Source organism: Oleiphilus sp. HI0086 (assembly GCF_001635225.1).
The window spans coordinates 1-1,244 of the sequence record NZ_LWFZ01000758.1; the positions used below are offsets into that span (position 1 = coordinate 1).

General features: G+C 41.1%; 1 protein-coding gene. It reads left to right on the forward strand.

Features of this window, described 5'->3' with window-relative positions:
* Positions 1-318 precede the first annotated feature (318 nt).
* A partial coding sequence (locus tag A3756_RS12980; RefSeq protein ID WP_156490452.1) for an MMPL family transporter occupies positions 319-1,244 on the forward strand: 926 nt, incomplete at its 3' end.

Sequence of the window (1,244 nt, forward strand, 5' to 3'; positions counted from 1 at the left end):
ACTTATTATGAGAGCGGCCATAATGAAGCACCACAATTGTTACAAGATAAAATCGTTTGTGCTCTAAAGTACAGTATAGAGTATGCCCAAGCATTTTTCTTACACAAGACGACTCGATTCATAATTTTTTGCGCTCTGATAAAAAACTGTTAACCCAAGTGCAAATAACTACTTGAACAGCCGAAAAATACTGTTAAAGTGCGCACGTCTGGATTCCATAGGACTACATATATCTCTCGCCACGCCCAGAATTGGCAGAGCACCCTATATGTTAAGAATCCATTTGCACTGCACAACAAACTTAGAATAGACGCACCCATGACAGAAACCCCACTGATTCGCCAAATTGTTTCTCGACCCGCACTCAGTTTTATTATCACTCTGGCAATTATCCTCGTATCAGCATTTCTCGCGGCTCAAGTAACAAAAAACACCACGCCCTATTTCTTGGACCGCACCCACACAGAGCGCGTTAAAGAAGATCTGATGACAGATATTTTTGAGCGATCCAGAGAAACCATTGTTATTATTCTCGAGGCAAAATCTGGCGATATTTTTTCTGCAGAGTCACTGAGCTTATTAGAAACTATTCATAAGACTCTAGACTCCGTTGACTTGATAGAAATGATCAATCCTAAACTCAACACAGGCAAGTCACTCGATAAGGCCAGCTTAATCAGTCAATATAACCAAAGCCTGGCGGCGGCTAAAAACGAGCAAGAATCTAAGGAAATAGAAGCATTACTAGGCCAATACCTCTTCCCTATTCGCAATATCAAGTCACTACTAAATAGTGATGACATTTTCATGCTTGAAGATGAGATCACCATTGCCCCCAACTTCGAGCAAGAAAAGATCGCTCAATGGCAACAGAATCAAGGCAAAGAAATATTAGATAACCCTCTGTTTACGGATGCTTTGGTTAGCCCAGACGGCCGCGCAATGGCAATTAATCTTGAACTAAACATCGATACCGACGATAGCGCAAGCACTACTGCGATATTCAATAAGGTTCAAGGGTTGATAAAACCCATCGTTGAATCAAGTAATTTCGACCTCTACTTTTCTGGCTCACCAGTCGTAAATGTAGAAATTTCTAATGTTATGGAAAAGGATAATCAACGCTATTTCCCTTTAATCGTCCTATTAATAGCATTAACACTGGCCTATTTATTTCGCAGTGCCTGGGCCCCGTTCTTTGCGCTCAGCGTATCAATTATCAGTATCGTCATCACCTTTGGACT